Origin of the sequence: Marinobacter bryozoorum, assembly GCF_023156245.1 — a bacterium.
Taxonomy (GTDB): Bacteria; Pseudomonadota; Gammaproteobacteria; order Pseudomonadales; family Oleiphilaceae; genus Marinobacter; species Marinobacter bryozoorum.
Window position 1 is genome coordinate 1 of record NZ_JAKZAH010000114.1, and the last position, 903, is coordinate 903.

Annotated in this window: 2 protein-coding genes; both read right to left on the reverse strand. The window is 60.1% G+C overall.

Translation table 11 applies throughout. The features are described from left to right. Nucleotides 1-503, reverse strand: a 503-nt coding sequence (locus tag MLC59_RS19785) for a DUF5320 domain-containing protein (protein ID WP_248237321.1), incomplete at its 3' end; no start/stop codon positions are given. Between the two features lie 28 nt (nucleotides 504-531). Continuing rightward, entirely contained in the window at nucleotides 532-876 is a 345-nt protein-coding gene (gene tnpB / locus MLC59_RS19790; RefSeq protein WP_004578760.1) for an IS66 family insertion sequence element accessory protein TnpB, read from the reverse strand. Between the last annotated feature and the right edge of the window lie 27 nt (nucleotides 877-903).

Here is a 903-nt window from a genome sequence, read left to right on the forward strand (position 1 = left end):
GTCGTCACCGGCTTCTCGGCCCCCTTTCGCCGGAACACCGGGCGTTCGCACTTAAGCACCACATAACTGGAGGCACGCTGGGCCAGCCGGTAGGTGGTCTTGCTACCGATCACTTCGTACCGGTCAGCCTCCGGCCCGGTCAGTTCCGGTGGCAGGTGCTCAATGACCTCCATCGGCACATCGGCGGTAAAGCGCAGACCGGAGTCATTCAAGCAGTCGTCGTCCCGCTGCTTTTTGCCGGTGCCGCGCTGATAGGCCTTGATGGTGCGTTTTTCTTCGCCAGCAGGCTGCTCCGGCAGCGGTGCTTCATCGGGCTGGAACAGGTTGTTCTGGCCCGGCAGATCAAACACCTGCTTCTCGGACTTGGGGCCGAACAGCTGCTTCTTGAACCAGTCCAGCTGGCGCTGCAGGATCTGGACCTGCTCACGCAGCAGTGCATTCTCCTCGGCCAGAGCCGAGGAGGACGATGCATTGGGAGAAGGAGCAGAAGCCGTTGAATTCATGACCGATATTATACCGGAACCCGGCCTTCTATACCCCTCGAAAACGCTTGAACTGGCGGTATTTCTGCACCTCAATGCCATCGATCAGCAGTTGCAGATCCGTCAGGGTCAGGGCGCGCTGCCCCGAGGCAGATAATGGCACCCGGAACTGCCCCTGCTCCAGGCGCTTGGCCCACAGGCAGTAACCGGTGGTCGTAAAATACAGCATCTTCATCTGGGTCTTGCGGCGATTGACGAAGACGAAATACTGGCCGCTGAGCGGGTCGTGCTTCAACTGATTCCGGACCAGGGCACTCAGGCCCCGGAATGATTTGCGCATATCCGTGGGCTCGGTGCACAGCCAGATCCGGGCCTGACTATCGAGCCCGATCATCCGTTCTGGCTCAGCCGCAGTTCAACG